19 protein-coding genes are annotated in these 17,512 nt (G+C 67.0%); 14 read left to right on the forward strand and 5 right to left on the reverse strand.

The window, feature by feature from the left end; genetic code table 11:
- Positions 1–19 precede the first annotated feature (19 nt).
- On the forward strand, positions 20–787 hold the full coding sequence (locus K3G64_RS15950; protein WP_238885658.1) for an enoyl-CoA hydratase/isomerase family protein: 768 nt from the start codon (positions 20–22) through the stop codon (positions 785–787).
- 163 nt (positions 788–950) lie between these two features.
- On the opposite strand, the gene K3G64_RS15955 is transcribed toward K3G64_RS15950, so the two are convergent.
- Both K3G64_RS15955 and K3G64_RS15960 read right to left on the reverse strand, forming a co-directional pair.
- On the reverse strand, positions 951–1,691 hold the full coding sequence (locus tag K3G64_RS15955) for an SDR family NAD(P)-dependent oxidoreductase (protein ID WP_238885660.1): 741 nt from the start codon (positions 1,689–1,691) through the stop codon (positions 951–953).
- A 7-nt stretch (positions 1,692–1,698) separates the two neighbouring features.
- On the reverse strand, positions 1,699–2,463 hold the full coding sequence (locus tag K3G64_RS15960) for an SDR family NAD(P)-dependent oxidoreductase (protein ID WP_238885662.1): 765 nt from the start codon (positions 2,461–2,463) through the stop codon (positions 1,699–1,701).
- 77 nt (positions 2,464–2,540) lie between these two features.
- Between K3G64_RS15960 and K3G64_RS25555 the strand changes: the two genes are divergently transcribed.
- On the forward strand, positions 2,541–2,669 hold the full coding sequence (locus K3G64_RS25555; protein ID WP_255727768.1) for a hypothetical protein: 129 nt from the start codon (positions 2,541–2,543) through the stop codon (positions 2,667–2,669).
- Positions 2,670–2,707: 38 nt separating this feature from the next.
- Positions 2,708–3,583: an ArgK/MeaB family GTPase gene (locus tag K3G64_RS15965; protein ID WP_238885663.1), complete on the forward strand. Its 876-nt coding sequence runs from the start codon at positions 2,708–2,710 to the stop codon at positions 3,581–3,583.
- Here K3G64_RS15965 and K3G64_RS15970 read toward each other — a convergent pair.
- The gene (locus tag K3G64_RS15970; protein WP_238950721.1) at positions 3,538–4,152 is read right to left on the reverse strand and encodes a TetR/AcrR family transcriptional regulator; all 615 of its coding nucleotides are present in this window, start codon (positions 4,150–4,152) and stop codon (positions 3,538–3,540) included. The two genes, K3G64_RS15965 and K3G64_RS15970, sit on opposite strands and share 46 nt — an antisense overlap.
- Positions 4,153–4,258: 106 nt before the next feature.
- On the opposite strand from K3G64_RS15970, the gene K3G64_RS15975 reads away from it, so the two are divergent.
- From K3G64_RS15975 to K3G64_RS15990, 4 genes are read left to right on the forward strand one after another with little or no spacing between them, the layout of a single operon-like run.
- Entirely contained in the window at positions 4,259–4,966 is a 708-nt protein-coding gene (locus K3G64_RS15975; RefSeq protein WP_238885664.1) for a hypothetical protein, read from the forward strand.
- Positions 4,963–5,793: a hypothetical protein gene (locus tag K3G64_RS15980; protein WP_238885665.1), complete on the forward strand. Its 831-nt coding sequence runs from the start codon at positions 4,963–4,965 to the stop codon at positions 5,791–5,793. The genes K3G64_RS15975 and K3G64_RS15980 overlap by 4 nt, the downstream gene beginning before the upstream one ends.
- Positions 5,790–6,386, forward strand: coding sequence for a cytochrome c oxidase subunit 3 (locus tag K3G64_RS15985; RefSeq protein ID WP_238885666.1), 597 nt, complete (start codon positions 5,790–5,792; stop codon positions 6,384–6,386). The genes K3G64_RS15980 and K3G64_RS15985 overlap by 4 nt, the downstream gene beginning before the upstream one ends.
- A gap of 3 nt (positions 6,387–6,389) precedes the next feature.
- Positions 6,390–6,680: a cytochrome C oxidase subunit IV family protein gene (locus K3G64_RS15990; protein WP_238885667.1), complete on the forward strand. Its 291-nt coding sequence runs from the start codon at positions 6,390–6,392 to the stop codon at positions 6,678–6,680.
- A gap of 14 nt (positions 6,681–6,694) precedes the next feature.
- Here the strand turns inward: K3G64_RS15990 and K3G64_RS15995 are convergent, their stop codons facing one another.
- Together K3G64_RS15995 and K3G64_RS16000 are read right to left on the reverse strand one after the other, a co-directional pair.
- Positions 6,695–8,299 (reverse strand): FAD-dependent oxidoreductase, encoded by a 1,605-nt coding sequence (locus K3G64_RS15995; protein WP_238885669.1) that lies wholly within the window; start codon positions 8,297–8,299, stop codon positions 6,695–6,697.
- 27 nt (positions 8,300–8,326) lie between these two features.
- Positions 8,327–9,040, reverse strand: a complete 714-nt coding sequence (locus K3G64_RS16000) for an IclR family transcriptional regulator (RefSeq protein WP_238885670.1) — start codon at positions 9,038–9,040, stop codon at positions 8,327–8,329.
- Between the two features lie 113 nt (positions 9,041–9,153).
- Between K3G64_RS16000 and K3G64_RS16005 the strand changes: the two genes are divergently transcribed.
- Genes K3G64_RS16005 through K3G64_RS16035 form a run of 7 tightly spaced genes read left to right on the forward strand, consistent with a single transcriptional unit; the run spans position 9,154 to position 17,505 of the window.
- A complete protein-coding gene (locus K3G64_RS16005) occupies positions 9,154–10,038 on the forward strand; it encodes an alpha/beta fold hydrolase (protein ID WP_238885671.1) in 885 nt (294 codons plus the stop codon).
- A gap of 3 nt (positions 10,039–10,041) precedes the next feature.
- Positions 10,042–11,739, forward strand: coding sequence for a bifunctional 3-(3-hydroxy-phenyl)propionate/3-hydroxycinnamic acid hydroxylase (locus tag K3G64_RS16010; protein ID WP_238885672.1), 1,698 nt, complete (start codon positions 10,042–10,044; stop codon positions 11,737–11,739).
- Positions 11,687–12,607 (forward strand): 3-carboxyethylcatechol 2,3-dioxygenase, encoded by a 921-nt coding sequence (locus tag K3G64_RS16015; RefSeq protein WP_238950722.1) that lies wholly within the window; start codon positions 11,687–11,689, stop codon positions 12,605–12,607. The genes K3G64_RS16010 and K3G64_RS16015 overlap by 53 nt, the downstream gene beginning before the upstream one ends.
- Positions 12,600–14,366: an FAD-binding protein gene (locus tag K3G64_RS16020; protein WP_238885674.1), complete on the forward strand. Its 1,767-nt coding sequence runs from the start codon at positions 12,600–12,602 to the stop codon at positions 14,364–14,366. The genes K3G64_RS16015 and K3G64_RS16020 overlap by 8 nt, the downstream gene beginning before the upstream one ends.
- Entirely contained in the window at positions 14,363–15,703 is a 1,341-nt protein-coding gene (locus K3G64_RS16025; protein ID WP_238885677.1) for an LLM class flavin-dependent oxidoreductase, read from the forward strand. Before K3G64_RS16020 ends, K3G64_RS16025 begins: the two co-directional genes overlap by 4 nt.
- A gap of 3 nt (positions 15,704–15,706) precedes the next feature.
- Positions 15,707–16,522, forward strand: coding sequence for a coniferyl-alcohol dehydrogenase (locus K3G64_RS16030; protein WP_238885679.1), 816 nt, complete (start codon positions 15,707–15,709; stop codon positions 16,520–16,522).
- The gene (locus K3G64_RS16035) at positions 16,510–17,505 is read left to right on the forward strand and encodes a cyclase family protein (RefSeq protein WP_238885680.1); all 996 of its coding nucleotides are present in this window, start codon (positions 16,510–16,512) and stop codon (positions 17,503–17,505) included. Before K3G64_RS16030 ends, K3G64_RS16035 begins: the two co-directional genes overlap by 13 nt.
- Positions 17,506–17,512: the final 7 nt, after the last annotated feature.

Below are 17,512 nucleotides of genomic sequence, written 5' to 3' on the forward strand. Positions count from 1 at the left end.
GAGTAGAAGGAACTGAAAAATGTACGGAATGCCAGACGAAATCGACGTTCAGGCCGACGGTGCGCTGCGCATCATCACGCTGAACCGGCCTGATGACCTCAATGCGGTGAACGACAACCTCCATGTCGGGCTCGCCAAGATCTGGGAGGAGCTCAACGAGGACACCGCCGCTCGTGCCGCGGTGATCACGGGCGCGGGGCGGGCGTTCTCGGCAGGCGGCGACTTCAACTATCTCGACGAGCTGCGCAATGACGAAGCCCTGCGGCAGAAGACCATCAAGCACGGTCGCGACCTCGTGATCGGCATGGTGCGCTGCCGGCTTCCGGTGGTTGCCGCGGTGAACGGCCCGGCGGTCGGACTCGGCTGCAGCTTGGCGGCCTTGTCCGACGTCGTCTACATGGCTGAGAACGCATTCTTCGCCGACCCGCACGTATCCATCGGACTCGTCGCCGCCGACGGCGGCCCGCTGGTGTGGGGATCGCAGATCAGCCTGCTGCAGGCCAAGGAGTTCGCCCTCACCGGTGTGCGGATCAAGGCTCAGCGCGCCGTCGAACTCGGACTGGCTAACCACGTGGTCGAGGATCCCCTCAGTGAGGCGGTCGCATGCGCGAAGAAGCTCATCGAGCTTCCGCAGCAGGCCGTCGAGGCCACCAAGCGGCTGATGAACATTCAGTTGGAGAAGTCGGTGATGGCGTCGCTCGACTACGCCAACCTCGCCGAATACGTCTCGTTCGGCACCCCGGATTTCAACAAGATCGTCGACGGCCTGGTCGCCAAGAACCGGTAAACCTCTTGCCGCGAGCACCTCACCTCTTGCCGCGAGCGTGCGTGTCTGCTGCGCGACACGCCGCTCGCGGCGGGCATTCTGTGCACGCTCATCAGCCGCGAACGTGCACAAACTGTGGGAGAGTGCCGGTGTGTCGTGAACAGACACGCACGCTCGCGGGAAATTAGAAGGTCAGCGACTCGCTGCGCTGGACGGTGCCGGTGACGCCTGCGGCCGTCTGGTGAGCCAGGCGCACGGCGGCGTTGGCCATCGCCTCGGGCGGCTCGACCATTTCGGGCGGGATCTCCAGGCCACCACCGCCGGCGTGCCAGCCCTCGGTCAGCACCACCCGCGACGGGCTCAAGCAGTTCACCGCGATGTTGTCGCCCTTGAGATCCGAGGCCAGGCCCAGATACAACCGCTCGACGGCGGCCTTGGACACCCAGTAGGCGTTGGCGCCGCGATCGGTCATCTCAACGCCGGTCGTGGTGATCGCGATCAGTGAACCGCCACCGCGCTCACGCAACTGCGGGATGACGGCTTTCGTCACCAGAAAAACGCCGGTGAGGTTGACGTCCAGGCACAGTTGCCAGCGCTTCAGCGGCGTCGACTCGATCGGGCCCAGCCACAACACGCCTGCGTTCGCGACGAGGATGTCGATACCGCCGAACTCGGCAACTGTTGTGGAGACCGCTGTTTCGACCGACTGCGCACTCGTGACGTCACACGGCACGGGCAGCGCACGCCCGCCGGAGGACACGATCGCTTCGGCGACCGAACCGATGGTTCCCGGGACCTTACCCTCCCGCTCCGAGCGGGCCGCGACGGCGACGGCGGCGCCCTGGGCCGCCAACGCCGCCGCGATCGTCGCGCCGATGCCGCGGCTGGCACCGGCGACGAACGCGACCTTGCCCGCGAGAGTCACTACCGGATCATTTCGGCGGGAAGCGCAGCGCTCCGTCGAGGCGGATGATTTCTCCGTTCAGATAGTCGTTTTCGACGATGCTCTGCGCGAGTTGCGCATACTCCGTCGAGCGGCCCATCCGCTTCGGAAACGGCACCTGCGGACCCCAGTACTGCTCGAGCTGGTCGGCCGCCTTGCCGTAGGCGGGGGTGTTGATGGTGCCGGGGGCGATGGTGACCACGCGGATGCCGAGTGGTGACAGGTCGCGAGCCGCAACCAGCGTCATGCCGAGCACACCGCCCTTGGCGGCGGAGTAGGGGAGCTGGCCGATCTGGCCCTCGTAGCCGGCGATCGACGCGGTATTGACGATGACGCCACGGGCGCCTTCGTCGAGGGGCTCGGTCTTGGCGATCGCCGCCGCCGCCAACCGCATCACGTTGAACACCGCCGTCAGGTAGAACTCGATCGTCTTCTTGAACCCGTCGAGGTCCAGCGGGGAGCCGTCCTTGCCGATCAGCCGTCCGCCGCTGGCCGGTCCGCCGTGGGTGTCCACCGAGATCCGCAGCGGCGCGAGCGACGACGCCTCGGCGATCGCCGCGTTCACCGACTCCTCAGAGGTGGCGTCGGTGCGCACGTACCGCACCCCGAGCTCACTCTCCAGTTCCCTGCCCTTGTCGTCGGCGAGGTCGGCCACGACGATCTTCGCGCCCGCGGAGTGCAGGCGCCGGACGGTCGCCTCACCCAGACCACCGGCGCCTCCCACGACGATCGCCGAGCTACCTGCGATTTGCATGCGGTTCCCCTTCTTGCAACTGACACTCTCAGGCTGAGAGAATAGCATTCTCATGAATCGTCGAGACGGAGGCACTAATGGCCGAAGCCGGCCCCGAGCGCGTAGACGTCACGGGTAGGGGCTGCTCGCTGGGGCGCCCCGCCGCGGTGATGTGTGCGGCCGGGGGAATGGGATCGGCCACCGTCATCGAGGTACCGGCTTCGTAGACTGCGGAAGCAAGCGGACGCGAGGAGCAGGACGGATCATGACCATCGATGAGCTCCTCGAGGCCGCACGCGGCGGGTCCGTCCGCGCCACCGGCCGGTTACTCAGCCTCGTCGAAAGCCCCAGGCGTACCGATGTTCTGGACGCGCTCGGTGCGGTGGAGGCTCCTCGGGTCGTCGGGGTGACTGGGCCACCCGGCGCCGGCAAGTCGACGACGGTCGCGGCGCTGGTGGGCGCCTACCGGCAGAGCGGCCACCGAGTCGCCGTGCTGGCGGTCGACCCGTCATCGCCCTACAGCGGCGGTGCGCTGTTGGGGGACCGGATCCGGATGGCGGCCCATATCAACGACTCCGACGTGCTGATCCGCTCCGTCGCGACCCGCGGGCATCTCGGTGGTCTGGCCGCGGCGGTGCCCGCCGCGGTCCGGGTGCTTGCGGCGCTGTCGTACGGGTTGGTGGTGGTGGAGACCGTTGGTGTCGGTCAGTCGGAGATCGAGATCGCGGCCGTCGCGGACCCGACCATCGTCATCCTGAATCCCGGCGCCGGCGATGCGGTGCAGGCAGCCAAGGCTGGGCTGCTCGAAGTCGCCGACATCGTGGTGGTCAACAAGGCCGACCGCGAGGGCGCCGACCAGACGGTGCGCGACCTTCGCGCGGAAACCCATGCACCGGTGCTCAAACTCGTTGCCGCCCACGGCAACGGCATCGCCGAGCTCGTGGAGGTCATCGAGTCGCACCACCGCGCCGACAGCGTTGATCGGCGCGCGGCGCGGGCACGGGCGCAGATCCTGTCTCTCGCGCAGACGCTGCTGCGCAACCACCCGGAACTGGACCGGCTCGCGGCGGCGGTCGCCGACGGCAGTGACGACCCCTACCGTGCCGCCGAGCGGTTGTTCGCGGTCCGCGCCGAGTCCTGATCCGGCAGGTCGAGCATCCGCCGCGACATCCGCGTCAGTTGGGCACGAAGCGTTTCGGCATCGAGATCGGCGACCAGCGGGTGCATGACGGCCACACTGATCGCGCTCGAGAGCATCGCCGCATGCACCCGGGCCTCCACGCCCGCCTCGGTGCCGAGCAGCGCCGCATAGAGACGTTCGATGAACCGCTGGAACGGCTCGTGCTCGGCCTGCAGACGAATGATGACCGGATCGAAGTGCAGCACGCTGACGATCCCGCGCCGCTCGATGGCCTGATCGATCATCCTGCCCAGCAACATCTCTCGCGAGTCCAGGCCGTGACCAGCCGCCTCGGCCGCCTCGAGCGCGTCCTCCAGGCGGCTCATCTCCCGTTCGGTGATGGCGATGACGATCTCTTCCTTGGTCTTGAACTGCCGGTACACGGCCGCCTTCGTGACACCCATCGCGTCGGCGATCATCTGCAGTGACGTGCCGCTGACCCCACGCTCGGCGATCAACCGCAGGGCCGCATCGAGCACGCGGGTCTGTGCAGGGGTGCGCGCGATTGTGCTGAACCGGTGTTCTGCCATCACCACATCAGAAGAGTATCCGAGGATTGACCGTCTGGTTGCCGATCGGCTACCGTCCGAGTAGCCGATCGGCAACTATTACGAGAAGCCTCGAGAGGTTGGACAGATGAGACGCACGGACGGTGAGCTGATTCTCTTCTGGACGCTGCCCGCGCTGGCGATTCTCTGGTTGTCGGCGTTCTTGTTGTTTCCCGGCTTCCTTCATCCCATGTCGCCGAGCATGTCGGCAGAGGAGGTCGCCGCCTTCTACCGTGACGAAACCGCTCGGATCCGCTACAGCATGATCCTGTTCAACTGGTTCGGTGTGGGCCTAATCCCGCTGGTGATGCTGATCGTGACGCAGGTGCGCAGGATGGCACACCGCACGCCGATCCTGTCCTACAGCCTGCTGGTCTGCGCCGCAGGCCCACCCACGCTCTTCCTCATCGCGAACATGTTCTGGTTGCTCGGCGCCTTCCGTCCGGAGCGTGACCCGGAGCTGACACAGTTGCTCAACGACCTCGCGTGGATCACCTTCACGGTTCTGGTCCCATACCTGATTGCCCAATGCCTCCTGCTGGCCCTCGCCATCTACTGGGATCGCCGGGCGCAACCGGTGTTCAAGCGCTGGGTGGCGCACTTCAATGTCGTTGTCGCCGCGGCGCTGGTGCCTGCCGCCTTCTCGGCATTGGCGTTCACCGGGCCGATCGCTTGGGACGGGCTCCTATCATTTTGGGTCAAGAACATCGCGATCGCGGTCTGGATCGTGGTGATGGGAAGCGTCGTCGGCAGCACCATCCGACGGCAGCGGGCCCAGGAACCGGTCGCCGCATGAGCACGGCGGCGCCGGAGCAGGCGACATCGCCGGGACCACCTTCGGGTTCTGCGGCCGGAAGGCTCGTCTGGAACTTCCGCCATCACCCCAAGCGGGAGCTGTGGTTCGCGTGGTACGTGATGGTCGTCTTCTACAACCTCTATGGCGTGCTGTTCTTCCTCGTCACGCGAGTTCAGCCACCGCCAAGCCCCGCATGGGACACGCCCATGGTCGTGCAGTGGTTCGAGAGCCGCCACACCGGAATTCTCGTCGGGTTCGGCGTGGTGTTCCTCATCTCGGGCATGTGCGGACCGATGAACGCCATCCTCGCCTATTCGATGCGGCGGATGTCGGTCAGCCCGATCTTCGCGTATTCATATCTGGTCATGTACGCGCTCAGTGCCATTCCCGGCATGCTGGTGATGGCCATCGCGATGACCGTCGGCGCCCTGCGGCCTGACCGCGATCCGGAATTGATTCGGTGGCTCTACGATTTCGCCTTTCTGTCGTTCAGCGGGACGATGGGAGTGTTCCTGATCGGATCGTTGGTGTGGATGGTCGCGATCCTGATCGACAAGAACCGGGTGTTCCCGAAATGGTTCGGCTATCTCGGACTGTGCAATGCGCTGACCGAAGTCGTCGTTGCGCCGGCGTGGATATTCCAGCGTGGCGTGTTCGCGTGGAACGGGGCGATCGCCTGGTGGATCAACATGGTCGTGTTCCTGACCTACACCGCCGTCTTCATCGTGCTGCTACGCAGGATGATCGAGCGTGAGGACTTCGGCACCGGGCCGCTGCCGGACCGGCCGACGAAGGAGCAACGCGATCCGGTGGAGGCGGTCCGATGACCAACGTGGCAAGCGGCGAAGTGCAGCTGCTGGACGAGAAGCCGACGCGGTTCGTGCCCGGTCAGCCGGACATGTGGTTCTTCGTTCTGTTCGAGTCGCTGCTGTTCACCGGCTACTTCTCGGTGTACCTCTTCGGCCGCACCCAGAACCAGGAACTCTATCTGCAGTCCCAGGCCGACTTGGATCTGCGCTTCGGGATCTTCAACACCGTTGCGCTGCTGTTGAGTTCGTGGGCCATCGCGCGATGCGTGCAGGCCTCTCGCGAGGGGGCGTACCGGTCGGCTCTGGTCAACGCCACCTTGACGATCGTCTTCGGCCTGGTGTTCCTCGCCTCGAAGGTGGTCGAATGGGTCAGGGAGATAAACCTGGGTAACACGTTCACCAGTGACGAGTTCTTTCAGCACTACTACTTCTTGACCTCCATCCACTGCATCCACGTGTTGATCGGGTTCGTGGTGCTCGGAGTCGTGGTCTATCAGCTGCGCAGCCCGGCGCGCCGATCCCAGCAGCTGGTGGAGACGGGCGCAACGTACTGGCACACCGTCGACTTCCTGTGGGTGCTGATCTTCGCATTGCTCTACGTGGTGAGGTGAGCCGTGAGTGTCGCTTTCAACATCAGGCTTCTGATCGTCTGGGCCGTCCTGACGGGGATGACGTTGGTGTACGTGTGGCTGGACCACACCGCCGACGAGAACGGGACGCTGCGGGCCAGCACCGTGGTCACAGTGAGTGCCATCGTCATCGCACTCGTCAAGGTGCGCATCATCTTCCGGGAATTCATGGAGGTGCGCCACGCCCCCGCGCAGCTGCGCCGCCTCACCGACGCGTGGGTCCTGCTGATCGGCACCGCCCTGCTCGGCACCTACTTCGTCGGGCTGGCCATCTGATGCGCTGACGGGCGCTAGGCTCGCGCGGAAACGGCCATCCCGGCACGGTAGCCGAACACCATTGCCGGGCCGAGGGTTCCGCCGGCTCCGCCGTATGCTTTGCCGGTCGGGCCCGCCATGACGTTGCCTGCCGCGAACAGCCCGGGTATCGCCGGACCCTTGACGTGCAGAACGCGCCCGTCACGGTCGGTTCGCGGGCCGCCCTTCGTGCCCATCGCGCCTATCGAGACCGGAACCGCGTAGTACGGCGGGGTGTCGATCGGACCCAGGGTCTTACCGGCAGGTGTGGTGGCCTTGTCGTCTCCCCAGTAGCCGTCGTAGGCGCTGGAACCGCGGCCGAAGTCGGGATCGTTCTCCTGGCCGACGTTCTCATTCCACGCGGCCAGTGTGCGAGACAGGCCCTCGGGGTCGATGCCGGTCTTCTCACCCAGTTCGTCGAAGTCGTTCGACGCCGAGAACCATTGCGGCGCGGGGCCGTCGCCGTCAACGCCGAGGAAGCCGTACTTCTTCAGGTGCAGCGAGTCGAACACGATCCACGCCGGGTCGTTGGCGTAGCCGTGTCGCGGATCGAGGTAGTGGAACGGACCCGCCATCGAGTTGTACTCGCCCGCCTCGTTGAGGAACCGCCTGCCGGCCCGGTTGACGATGATGCTGCGCGGCCTCGTGCGTTCCAGGCGCACGCTGCGGCTTCGCGGATGGCCCTCGAACGTATCGCCGGGCAGTTGCACGATGGGCACCCACCAGGCCTCACCCATGTTGGCCAGGTCGGCGCCGTGAGCCATCGCCATCCGCAGGCCGTCGCCGGTGTTGTTGGGCGGCGACACCGCACCGCGCATCGGGCCGCGTAGATACGCCTCCACCAGCTTGGTGTCCCACTCGAATCCGCCGGTGCCCAGCACCACGCCACGGCGGGCCCGCACGTTGAATTCCCTGCCGCTCTGCGAAATTCGCACACCGGTGATACCCAGCGGGTCGGCGAACAGTTCTACTGCGCGCGACCGGGTATGGGGCTGCACGCCCGTGTCGAGAAGGCCCTTGAGCAGACCCGCGATCAGCGCCGTGCCCGCCACGCAGTAGTCGCCGGACTCGTCGTCGACCGAAGCGTGGATCCGTGCACGGGTCTCCGCGTCGATCCCGACATTGCTGAAGTCCGCGGGGAACGAGGTGATGTGGTCGCGCCATCCGCCGAGTCGGGCCAGATCGAACGGCTTGGCGTTGAGCGAGCGCCCGCCCGTCGGGCGCCCGCCGGGCAGTTCGGGCTTGTAGTCGGGGAAGCCCTCGGCGACCTCGAAGCGCAGATCACTGTGCCGCTCAACGAAATCCAGCATCTCCGGACCGGTGCGCACAAACGTCTCGACCAGGTTGTCGTCCATGTAACCCAGCGACTGCGCCCGCAGGTAGCTCATCGCATCGGCTACGGACAACTCACCGTCGGCCGCACGATCGTGTGCGGGGATCCAGATGATGCCCCCCGACACCGCCGTGGTGCCGCCCACGGTGGCGGCCTTCTCGTAGACCTCGACGGTGGCGCCGTTGACCGCCGCGGTGAGCGCGGCGGTCAGTCCCGCCCCGCCACTGCCGAGGACGACCACATCGACGTCATGGTCCCAGTCGGTCACGTGCTGCTCCTTCCAGCCGACGATCCTCTAGCTCAGAATCGCGGACAACTCGTTGGCCGCCTTGATGACTGAGTCCTTACCCCGCAGGACCACGTCTTCGCGGTGTGAGATGAGGTTGATGCACGTCGGCGGTGACGGTGGCCGGCGTCGCACCGGTACCGCCAGCCCGTAGGTGTTGGGCTCGACCTCCCCATGCGTGATCACCCAGCCCTGCTGGCGGGTCAGCGGCACCAGATCGCGCTCCCCGGGACGGGGCGGCATACTCGCCAACAACGCGATTCCGGCCGAGCCGCGGTCCAGCGGATAGCGGCTGCCCTCGTGGAACGACATCTGGTAGAAGACGTTCGTCGGCGCGATGACGGCGATCGCGACCTGCTGCTCGCCCTCGGCGACCAGGAGTGACACGGTGCTGCCGAGCTCGTCGGCCAGCATGCGCAACGTGGGCTGGCTGAGCTGACGAAGGTTGTTGTCGAAGGACGCCCCGAGCACGGCCAGCGCGGCGGCCGACCGGTAGCGGCCGTCCTCGCCTTTGGCCACCAACCGGAATTGCGACAGCGTGGACAGCAGCCGGTAGGCGATCGTGCGGTGCACGCCCATGTCGTCGGCGACCTGTTGAGCGGTCAGCCCGGTGCGCGAACCTGCGACCAACTGCAATGCGGCCAGCCCCCTGGCCAGCGTCTGCGAGCCCGGCGCGCCGTTGGGAGCGGCGCCGTCGTTCGGCTTGGTGTCCGTCGCTGCCATCCCACCTCTTCCTTGACAGACGCAGTCACGAGAGTGATGCTCTGACTATAGTGCACGTGAATGTGCGATAAATGAGCAGAGTGCTTACAGATTACGAGAATTTGATTCTCGCCATGACGAGAGGGCCCAGCGTGTCCGCGGACTTCGAAAGCGTCTGGAGTGACCTTCAGGGCGTTGCCTTCTCGCAGGGCTATCTCGATGCCGGGGGAGTCCGCACCCGCTATCTGCACGCGGGGGATACCGACAAGCCGGCGCTGGTGCTGCTGCACGGATCCGGCGGTCACGCCGAGGCGTACGTGCGCAATCTGGAGGCGCACGCGGAGCACTTCTCCACCTGGTCGATCGACATGCTCGGCCACGGGTACACCGACAAGCCCGGGCATGCCCTCGAGGTGCGTCACTACGTCGAGCACCTGATCGCTTTCCTCGATGCCATCGGTGCCGAGCGCGCCCACATCAGCGGGGAATCACTCGGCGGCTGGGTGGCTGCCCGGGTCGCCGTCGACCATCCCGACCGGCTGAACCGCCTGGTGCTCAACACCGCAGGCGGCTCACGGGCCGATCCCGAGGTGATGAAGCGCATCATCACGCTATCCATGGCGGCCGCGGAGAACCCGACCTGGGAGACCGTGCAGGCCCGCATCAAGTGGCTGATGGCCGACAAGGCAAAGGATTACGACGACATCGTCGCCAGCAGGCAGCGCGTCTACCGGCAGCCCGGATTCGTCAACGCGATGCGCGACATCATGGCGCTGCAGGACCCCGAGATCCGCGCCCGCAACCTGCTCGGCCCCGCCGACTACGCGGCCATCACCGCGCCGACGCTGGTGGTGTGGACCAGCGACGACCCCACGGCCGACGTCGCCGAGGGCAGGCGCATCGCCTCGATGATTCCCGGCGCCCGCTTCGAACTGATGCCCGGGTGCGGGCACTGGCCCCAGTACGAAGACCCCAAGACCTTCAACCGCCTGCACCTCGAATTCCTCATGGGGCGGTAGCCGATGAGCACGCAGACCGATGTCCTCATCGTCGGCGCGGGGCCGTCGGGGTTGACGCTGGCCAACATCCTTGGCCTGCAGGGCGTGCGGACGCTCGTCGTCGAGGAGCGCGACACGCTCATCGACTATCCCCGCGGCGTCGGACTCGACGACGAAGCGCTGCGCACCTTCCAGTCCATCGGCCTGGTCGACCGCGTGCTGCCGCACACCGTCCCGAACCAGATTCTGCGGTTCTTCGACGCCAAGCGGCGGTTGCTCGCCGAGATGGCGCCGCCGGACGCCCGGTTCGGCTGGCCCAAGCGCAACGGTTTCGTCCAGCCGATGGTCGACGCCGAACTCTTCGGCGGGCTGGACCGTTTCGACCACGTCGAGGTCCGGTTCGGCGCCCGCATGACGAACTGCGTCGAGACCAGCGACAGCGTCACGGTGGAGTTCGCCGACGGTCAGCAACCCGTCATCGCGCGCTACGTGGTGGGCTGCGACGGTGGGCGCAGCGCCACCCGGCGCCTGATGGGCGTGTCCTTCGACGGCACCACGTCCTCGACCCGCTGGCTGGTGGTCGACGTCGCCAACGATCCGCTCGGGCACCCGAACAGTGAGGTCGGAGCCGATCCGGTGCGACCCTATGTGTCGATCTCGATCGCACACGGCATCCGGCGGTTCGAGTTCATGATCCACCCCGACGAGACCGACGAGCAGGCCGACGACCCCGCGTTCGTGAGAAGAATGCTCGCACAGCGCGTTCCGCACCCCGAGCGTGTCGACATGATCCGGCACCGGGTGTACACCCACCATTCGCGCATCGCGGCATCGTTCCGGAAGGGCCGACTGATGTTGGCGGGCGACGCCGCGCACCTGATGCCCGTCTGGCAGGGACAGGGCTACAACAGCGGTATCCGGGACGCGGCCAACCTCGGGTGGAAGCTCGCCGCGGTGGTGAACGGCCGCGCCGAGGACGCGTTGCTCGACACCTACGACATCGAGCGCCGCAAGCACGCACGGGCGATGATCGATCTGTCGACCATGGTGGGCCGCGTCATCTCGCCGACGAACCGCCGGGTCGCAGCCCTTCGGGACCGCGTCATCCACGCCGCCTCGCTCGTGCCGTCGCTCAAGCGGTACATCCTCGAGATGCGGTTCAAGCCGATGCCGCGCTACCAACAGGGTGCCGTCTTTCACGCCGAACCGGGCGTCGTTGCCTCGGGGGCGACTTCACCCACGGGAACGCTGTTCATCCAGCCCCGCGTCGACACCCGCGATCAGCAGAACGTGTTGCTCGACGACGTTCTCGGACCCGGCTTCGCGGTGCTGTGTTGGAGCAACAACCTGCCAGCCGTGCTCGGCGCCAGGGCATTCGACCGTTGGCGGGCGTTGGGCGCCACCTTCGTCGAGGCCCGCCCCATGACGCAGTTGCACTGGCCGGGCCACGACGACGCCCACGTCGTCGTAGTCGGCGACAGGACCGGCGCGCTGAAGTCCTGGTTCGATGTCTACACCGACTCGGTGCTGTTCGTGCGGCCCGACCGCTGCATCGCAGGCGCCTGCATCGCCCAGCGCGCTCCCGAGATCAGCGACTCACTGTTCGACGTTCTCCGTCTCACTCAGGAAGGAGGCTCTGGTTCCCATGGGCAATCTGGCCCTGTGCTGCATGTCGCACAGTCCGCTACTCAACCTCGAAGGACCGTCGCAGGATCTTCTTGACGACGTCGAGACAGCCCTGGCGCACACCCGCCGGTTCGTCGCCGACTACGACCCCGAACTGGTCGTCACCTTCTCGCCGGACCACTACAACGGGTTCTTCTACCGGACGATGCCACCCTTCTGCATCGGCACCGCTGCCCAGGGGGTCGGCGACTACGGCACGTTCGCCGGGCCGCTCGACGTGCCGTCGGACCTCGCGATCGACTGTGCCCAGGCCGTTCTCGAGTCGGGGATCGACGTGGCCATCTCGGCGAGCATGGATGTCGACCACGGCACCGTACAGCCGCTGGAGAAACTGTTCGGTGAGGCGGCGGCGCGGCCGGTGATCCCGGTCTTCATCAACTCCGTCGCCGCGCCGCTGGGTCCGCTGCGGCGGGTACGCGCGCTCGGCGCGGCCGTGGGCACCTATCTGGCCACCTTGGGCCAGCGCGTGTTGGTCGTCGGATCCGGTGGCCTGTCGCATGATCCGCCGGTCCCCACACTGGCTACGGCACCGCCCGCCGCGCTGGAGCGCATCGTGCATGGTGCGCCGATGTCGCCCGAGCAGCGCCAGGCCCGTCAGGTCGCCGTGATCGATGCGGCGCAGGCGTTCGCGCACGGTGAGAGCCCGCTGCAACCGCTCAACCCGGACTGGGACGCCGCCTTCCTGGAACTGGTGGACACCAATCGGCTGGCCGAGGTGGACGGGTGGTCCAACGCCTGGGTTGAACGCGAGGGCGGCCACTCGGCGCATGAGGTCCGGACCTGGATCGCGGCCTTCTCCGCACTTGCCGCGCACGGTGACTACCGGACCGAGCAGCGGTTCTACCGGGCGGCGCCGGAATTGATCGCCGGCTTCGCGATCAGGACGGCGGTGCTCGATGTCTGAGGCCTTCGACCACACCGTCGACGTGCTCGTGGTCGGCTCCGGCGGTGGCGGGATGACCGCCGCGCTGGCCGCCGACGCGTTCGGGCTCGACACGCTGGTCGTCGAAAAGTCCTCGCGTTTCGGCGGTTCGACCGCGTTGTCGGGCGGCGGTATCTGGGTGCCGGGGGCACCCTCGCAGCGCAGGGAGGGTTACGTCCCCGACCCCGCCGAGGTCTTCGAGTACCTGCGTCGGATCACCGACGGCCTCGTCAGCGACGCCCGCCTGCGGCAGTACGTCGACACCGCACCCGAGATGATGGAGTTCCTGGAGAACCTGAGCCCCTGGTTCGAATTCGTCTGGAAGCCCGGCTATGCCGACTACTACCCCGAGCTGCCCGGCGGTTCGCAGCTCGGCAGCACCATCAACGTGCCCGCCATCGACCTGCGCGAGCTGGGCGAGGACGAGCAGGACCTGCTGCAGCCGCTGGCGCTCGCCCCGAAGGGAATCTGGTTCGCGCCCAAGGATCTCCGCCTGTTCTATCAGGTCCGGCAGAACTGGCGCGGCAAGGCCGTTCTGGTCAAATTGATCTGGCGGATGTTGCGGGCACGGGTCTTCGGTGACCGCATGGCCGCGATCGGCCAGTCGCTGGCTGCCCGGATGCGGCTGGCGCTCAAACAATGCCACGTGCCGCTGTGGCTCGACGCGCCGATGACCGAGCTGATCACCGACGCCGACGGCACCGTGGTCGGCGCGGTGGTCGAGCGCGACGGCCGAGCGCTGCGCGTCGGGGCGCGGCACGGGGTGATCCTGGCCGCCGGCGGTTTCGACCACGACATGGAATGGCGCCGCCGGCATCTGCCGGTGCTCGCGAAAGACTGGAGCTTCGGCAATCCCGCGTCCATGGGTGACGGGATCCGGGCGGGGGAGAAGGTCGGCGGGTCGACCGACCTGCTCGACGAGGCCTGGTGGTTCCCCGCGATCTGCTGGCCCGACGGGCGGCTGCAGTTCATGCTCAACGAGCGCATGATGCCGTCGCAGTTCGCCGTCAACGGTGCGGGGAAGCGGTTCGTCAACGAAGCCGCGCCCTACATGGATTTCGCGCACGCGATGATCGAGGGGCAGAACGCGGGTGTCGCCCACATCCCGTGCTGGCTGATCACCGACATCCGGTCGTTCCACCGCTATGTCGTGGCCGGCCACCTGCCGATCCCGAAGGTGCCGTTCGCGCCCGTGCCGACCGGCCGGAAGGTGCCCGAGGCGTGGCTGGAGTCCGGCGTGGTGCACGAGGGCCGCAGCTTCACCGAACTCGCGACGAAGATCGGCGTCCCGCCCGAGCAACTGCGGCGCACCGCCGAGCGGTTCAACGATTTGGCGCGCAACGGCCACGACGACGATTTCAACCGCGGCGACTCGGCCTACGACAACTACTACGGCGACCCGACGCTGCCCAACCCGAACCTGTACCCGCTGGGCAAGCCGCCCTACTACGCGTTTCAGATCATCCTCGGCGACCTCGGCACCTCGGGCGGGCTGCGCACCGACGAGCATGCGCGCGTGCTGCGCAGCGACGACAGCGTCGTCAACGGCCTATACGCCGTGGGCAACACGTCGGCCGCGGTGATGGGCCGCAGCTACGCGGGTGCGGGCGCGACCATCGGGCCCGCGATGACGTTCGGTTACGTCGCCGCCAAACACATCGCCACGTCATCCGGCCAGGCCGGTCAGGCCGGCGCTAACACCGATTCGGCACTCGATACTCATCGGAAGGTAACGAAATGAAGATCTCGCTGTTCTACGAATTCCCGCTGCCCCGGCCGTGGAGCGACGACGACGAACACAAGCTTTTCCAGGACGGCCTCGACGAGGTGGAACTGGCAGACAAGGCCGGCTTCTCGACGGTGTGGCTGACCGAGCACCACTTCCTCGAGGAGTACTGCCACTCCACCGCTCCCGAGATCTTCCTGTCGGCGGCCAGCCAGCGCACCAAGAACATCCGGCTCGGCTTCGGCATCATGCACCTGCCGCCGGTGGTCAACCATCCGGCCCGGGTGGCCGAACGCGTCGCCACACTCGACCTGATCTCCAACGGCCGGGTCGAGTTCGGCACCGGCGAGTCCTCTTCGGTCGGGGAACTCGGCGGCTTCGGGGTGGATCCGGCCGACAAGCGCGCGATGTGGGAAGAGGCGCTGGAGGTTTCGGTCCGCTGCATGACCGAGGAGCCGTTCACCGGCTTCAAGGGCCAGCACATCGAGATGCCGCCGCGCAACGTCGTGCCCAAGCCGCTGCAGAAGCCGCACCCGCCGGTGTGGGTGGCATGCACGCGCCCGGCGTCGGTCGCGATGGCCGCCCAGAAAGGCCTGGGCGCGTTGAGCTTCGCCTACACCGGGCCCGGACCGCTGACCGAGCGCGTCAACGGCTACTACAAGGAGTTCGAGGAGAACGGCGCGCCGGTCACCCCGCAGATGAACCCCAATATCCTCGCCATCGGCGGTGACCTGTCGATGATGGTCGCCAAGACCGACGAACAGGCGATCGAGCGCCTCGGCAAGGGCGGCGGGTTCTTCGCGTTCGGCATCATGCACTACTACATGACCGGTATGCACACCCCCGGCCGGACCGGAGTGTGGGAACGCCACCTCGAGGAGATCGAGAAGGATCCCAGCATCGTCTACGGTCCCGACCGCGGACCCATCGGTAGCCCGGCGACCGTGCGGGAGTTCCTGCGCGGCTACGAACAAAGCGGTGTCGACGAACTGATCCTGCTCCTCACGCCGCGCCGGCACGAGGAGACGATGGAGTCGATCGAGCTGATGGGTAAGGAGGTGTTGCCCGAGTTCATCGAGCGCGACGAGAAGCAGCGGGCCGACAAGGCCAAGCGGCTCGAACCGATCATCGAGAAGGTCGAGGCCAGGCGGCCGGCGTCGCAGGCGCCGCTGTTCGACGAGACTTACGCCTTCGGCGGCCTGCCGACCGGCCGCGAGAACTACACGGCCAACGAGGTCTCGCTGGCGATGGAGGAGATGACCGAGGGCATCGAGGCGGCGGCCGCGAAGCTGAAGTCCGGTGAGGGCTGGGCGAGCCGCAATCCCACCGCGGACGTGAGGAGCACAAAGTAGTCGATGGCCCACGCTGAGGAGCTGTGGCGGTATGACGGGCGTCGGGTGGTCGTCACCGGGTGCGCGTCGGGCATCGGCGCCCACGTCGCCCGGCAGGTCGCCGACCTCGGCGCGGAGGTGGTCGGACTCGACATCAAGCCGCCCGCCGACGAGTTCGGTGCGTTCGTCGAGTTGGACCTGTCTGATCCGGTATCGATCGACCGGGCGGCCGAGTCGATCGGCGACCGGGTCGACGCGCTGTTCAACGTCGCAGGGGTGTCGTCGGGGATCGGTGATCCGATGCGGGTGGTGAGGATCAACTTCCTCGGCACGCGCCGGTTCACCGAGGCGCTGGTGCCCAGCATGCCCGCGGGGTCGGCGATCGCGAACGTCTCCTCCCTGGCGGCGTCGGCGTACCGGCAGAACGCCGCAGTCACCGCCGGGCTGGTCGACACCGCGAGCATCGACGAGGGTATCGCGTGGTGCGAACGCCACCCGGACGCGCTCGCCCAAGGCGGCGGCTACCGGTTGTCCAAGGAGGCGATCATCCTCTACGGCATGACCCGTGTCGCCGCACTGGGCGCCAGAGGAATCCGGATCAACTGCACCGCGCCGGGCGTCACTGACACGCCGATCCTCGACCAGCTGCGCAGCGCCTACGGGCAGGAGTTCCTCGACTCCTTCCAGACCCCACTGGGCCGTGCCGCCGACCCCGCCGAGCAGGCCAGCGTGCTGGTGTTCCTCAACAGCCGCGCGGCCAGCTATCTGACCGGCCAGGTGATCTGGGTGGACGGCGGCACGGTGAGCGAAACGGAGAAAGGCGAAATATGGCCGGCATGACCGAGTTCCGTCGCGTCGCCGACGAGGTGCGTAACTGGGGGCGCTGGGGCGACGACGACGAGTTGGGGACACTGAACCTCATCACGCCGGAGAAGGTCGCCGAGGGGGCGTCACTGGTACGGCAGGGCAAGGTGATATCTCTGGGCGGCGATTTCTCGTCGGCCGGGCCGCAGGGCGCGTTCAAGTTCCGGCAGAATCCCGTCCACACGATGACCGTCGACGGGGGCGATGCTTCAACCCTCGTGCAGTACGGCCCCGAATGGCTGCGCAACGCGGTGGCCGCCGACGTCAGTGCGTTCTTCGCCGACAACCCGTTCCGCTTCAACGACGACATGATCGTGATGCCGTTGCAGGCCGCCACGCAGTGGGACGCCATCTCGCACGTCTACTACGAGGACAAGCTCTACAACGGCTTCCCCGCGGACTCGGTGACGAGCTTCGGCGCCTTCCATCTCGGCATCGAGAAGGTGGACGTCAAGGGCATCACCTCGCGCGGCGTGCTGCTCGACGTCGTCAAGCACCGAGGTGCCGAGGTGTTCCTCGAGCCCGGCGACCCGGTCACACCAGCCGAACTCGACGATGTCGCCAGGGCGCAGGGAGTAGCCGTCGCACCGGGCGACATCGTCGTCGTGCACACCGGCTGGTGGACCAGGTTCCTGGCGACCGGCGACGGCGCCGAACCCGGCTCGGGCCTGGACTGGACGTGCGCCTCATGGCTGCACGACCACGACGTCGCCGCGGTCGCCGCGGACAACCTGATGGTCGAGGATCCCGATCCGGCCAACGGCGTCGAGGGCACCTTCCTGCCGATGCACATGCTCTGCCTGCGTGACATGGGCCTGATGTTCGGCGAGTACTGGGACCTCACCGGCCTGGCGGCCGACTGCGCCGCCGACGGCGTGTACGAGTTCCAGCTGGTCGCCCCACCGCTCAAAGTAGTCGGCGCGGTCGGCGCACCTGTGAGTCCGATAGCGATCAAGTAGGTGAATT

Source organism: Mycobacterium sp. IDR2000157661, assembly GCF_022317005.1.
GTDB lineage: Bacteria > Actinomycetota > Actinomycetes > Mycobacteriales > Mycobacteriaceae > Mycobacterium.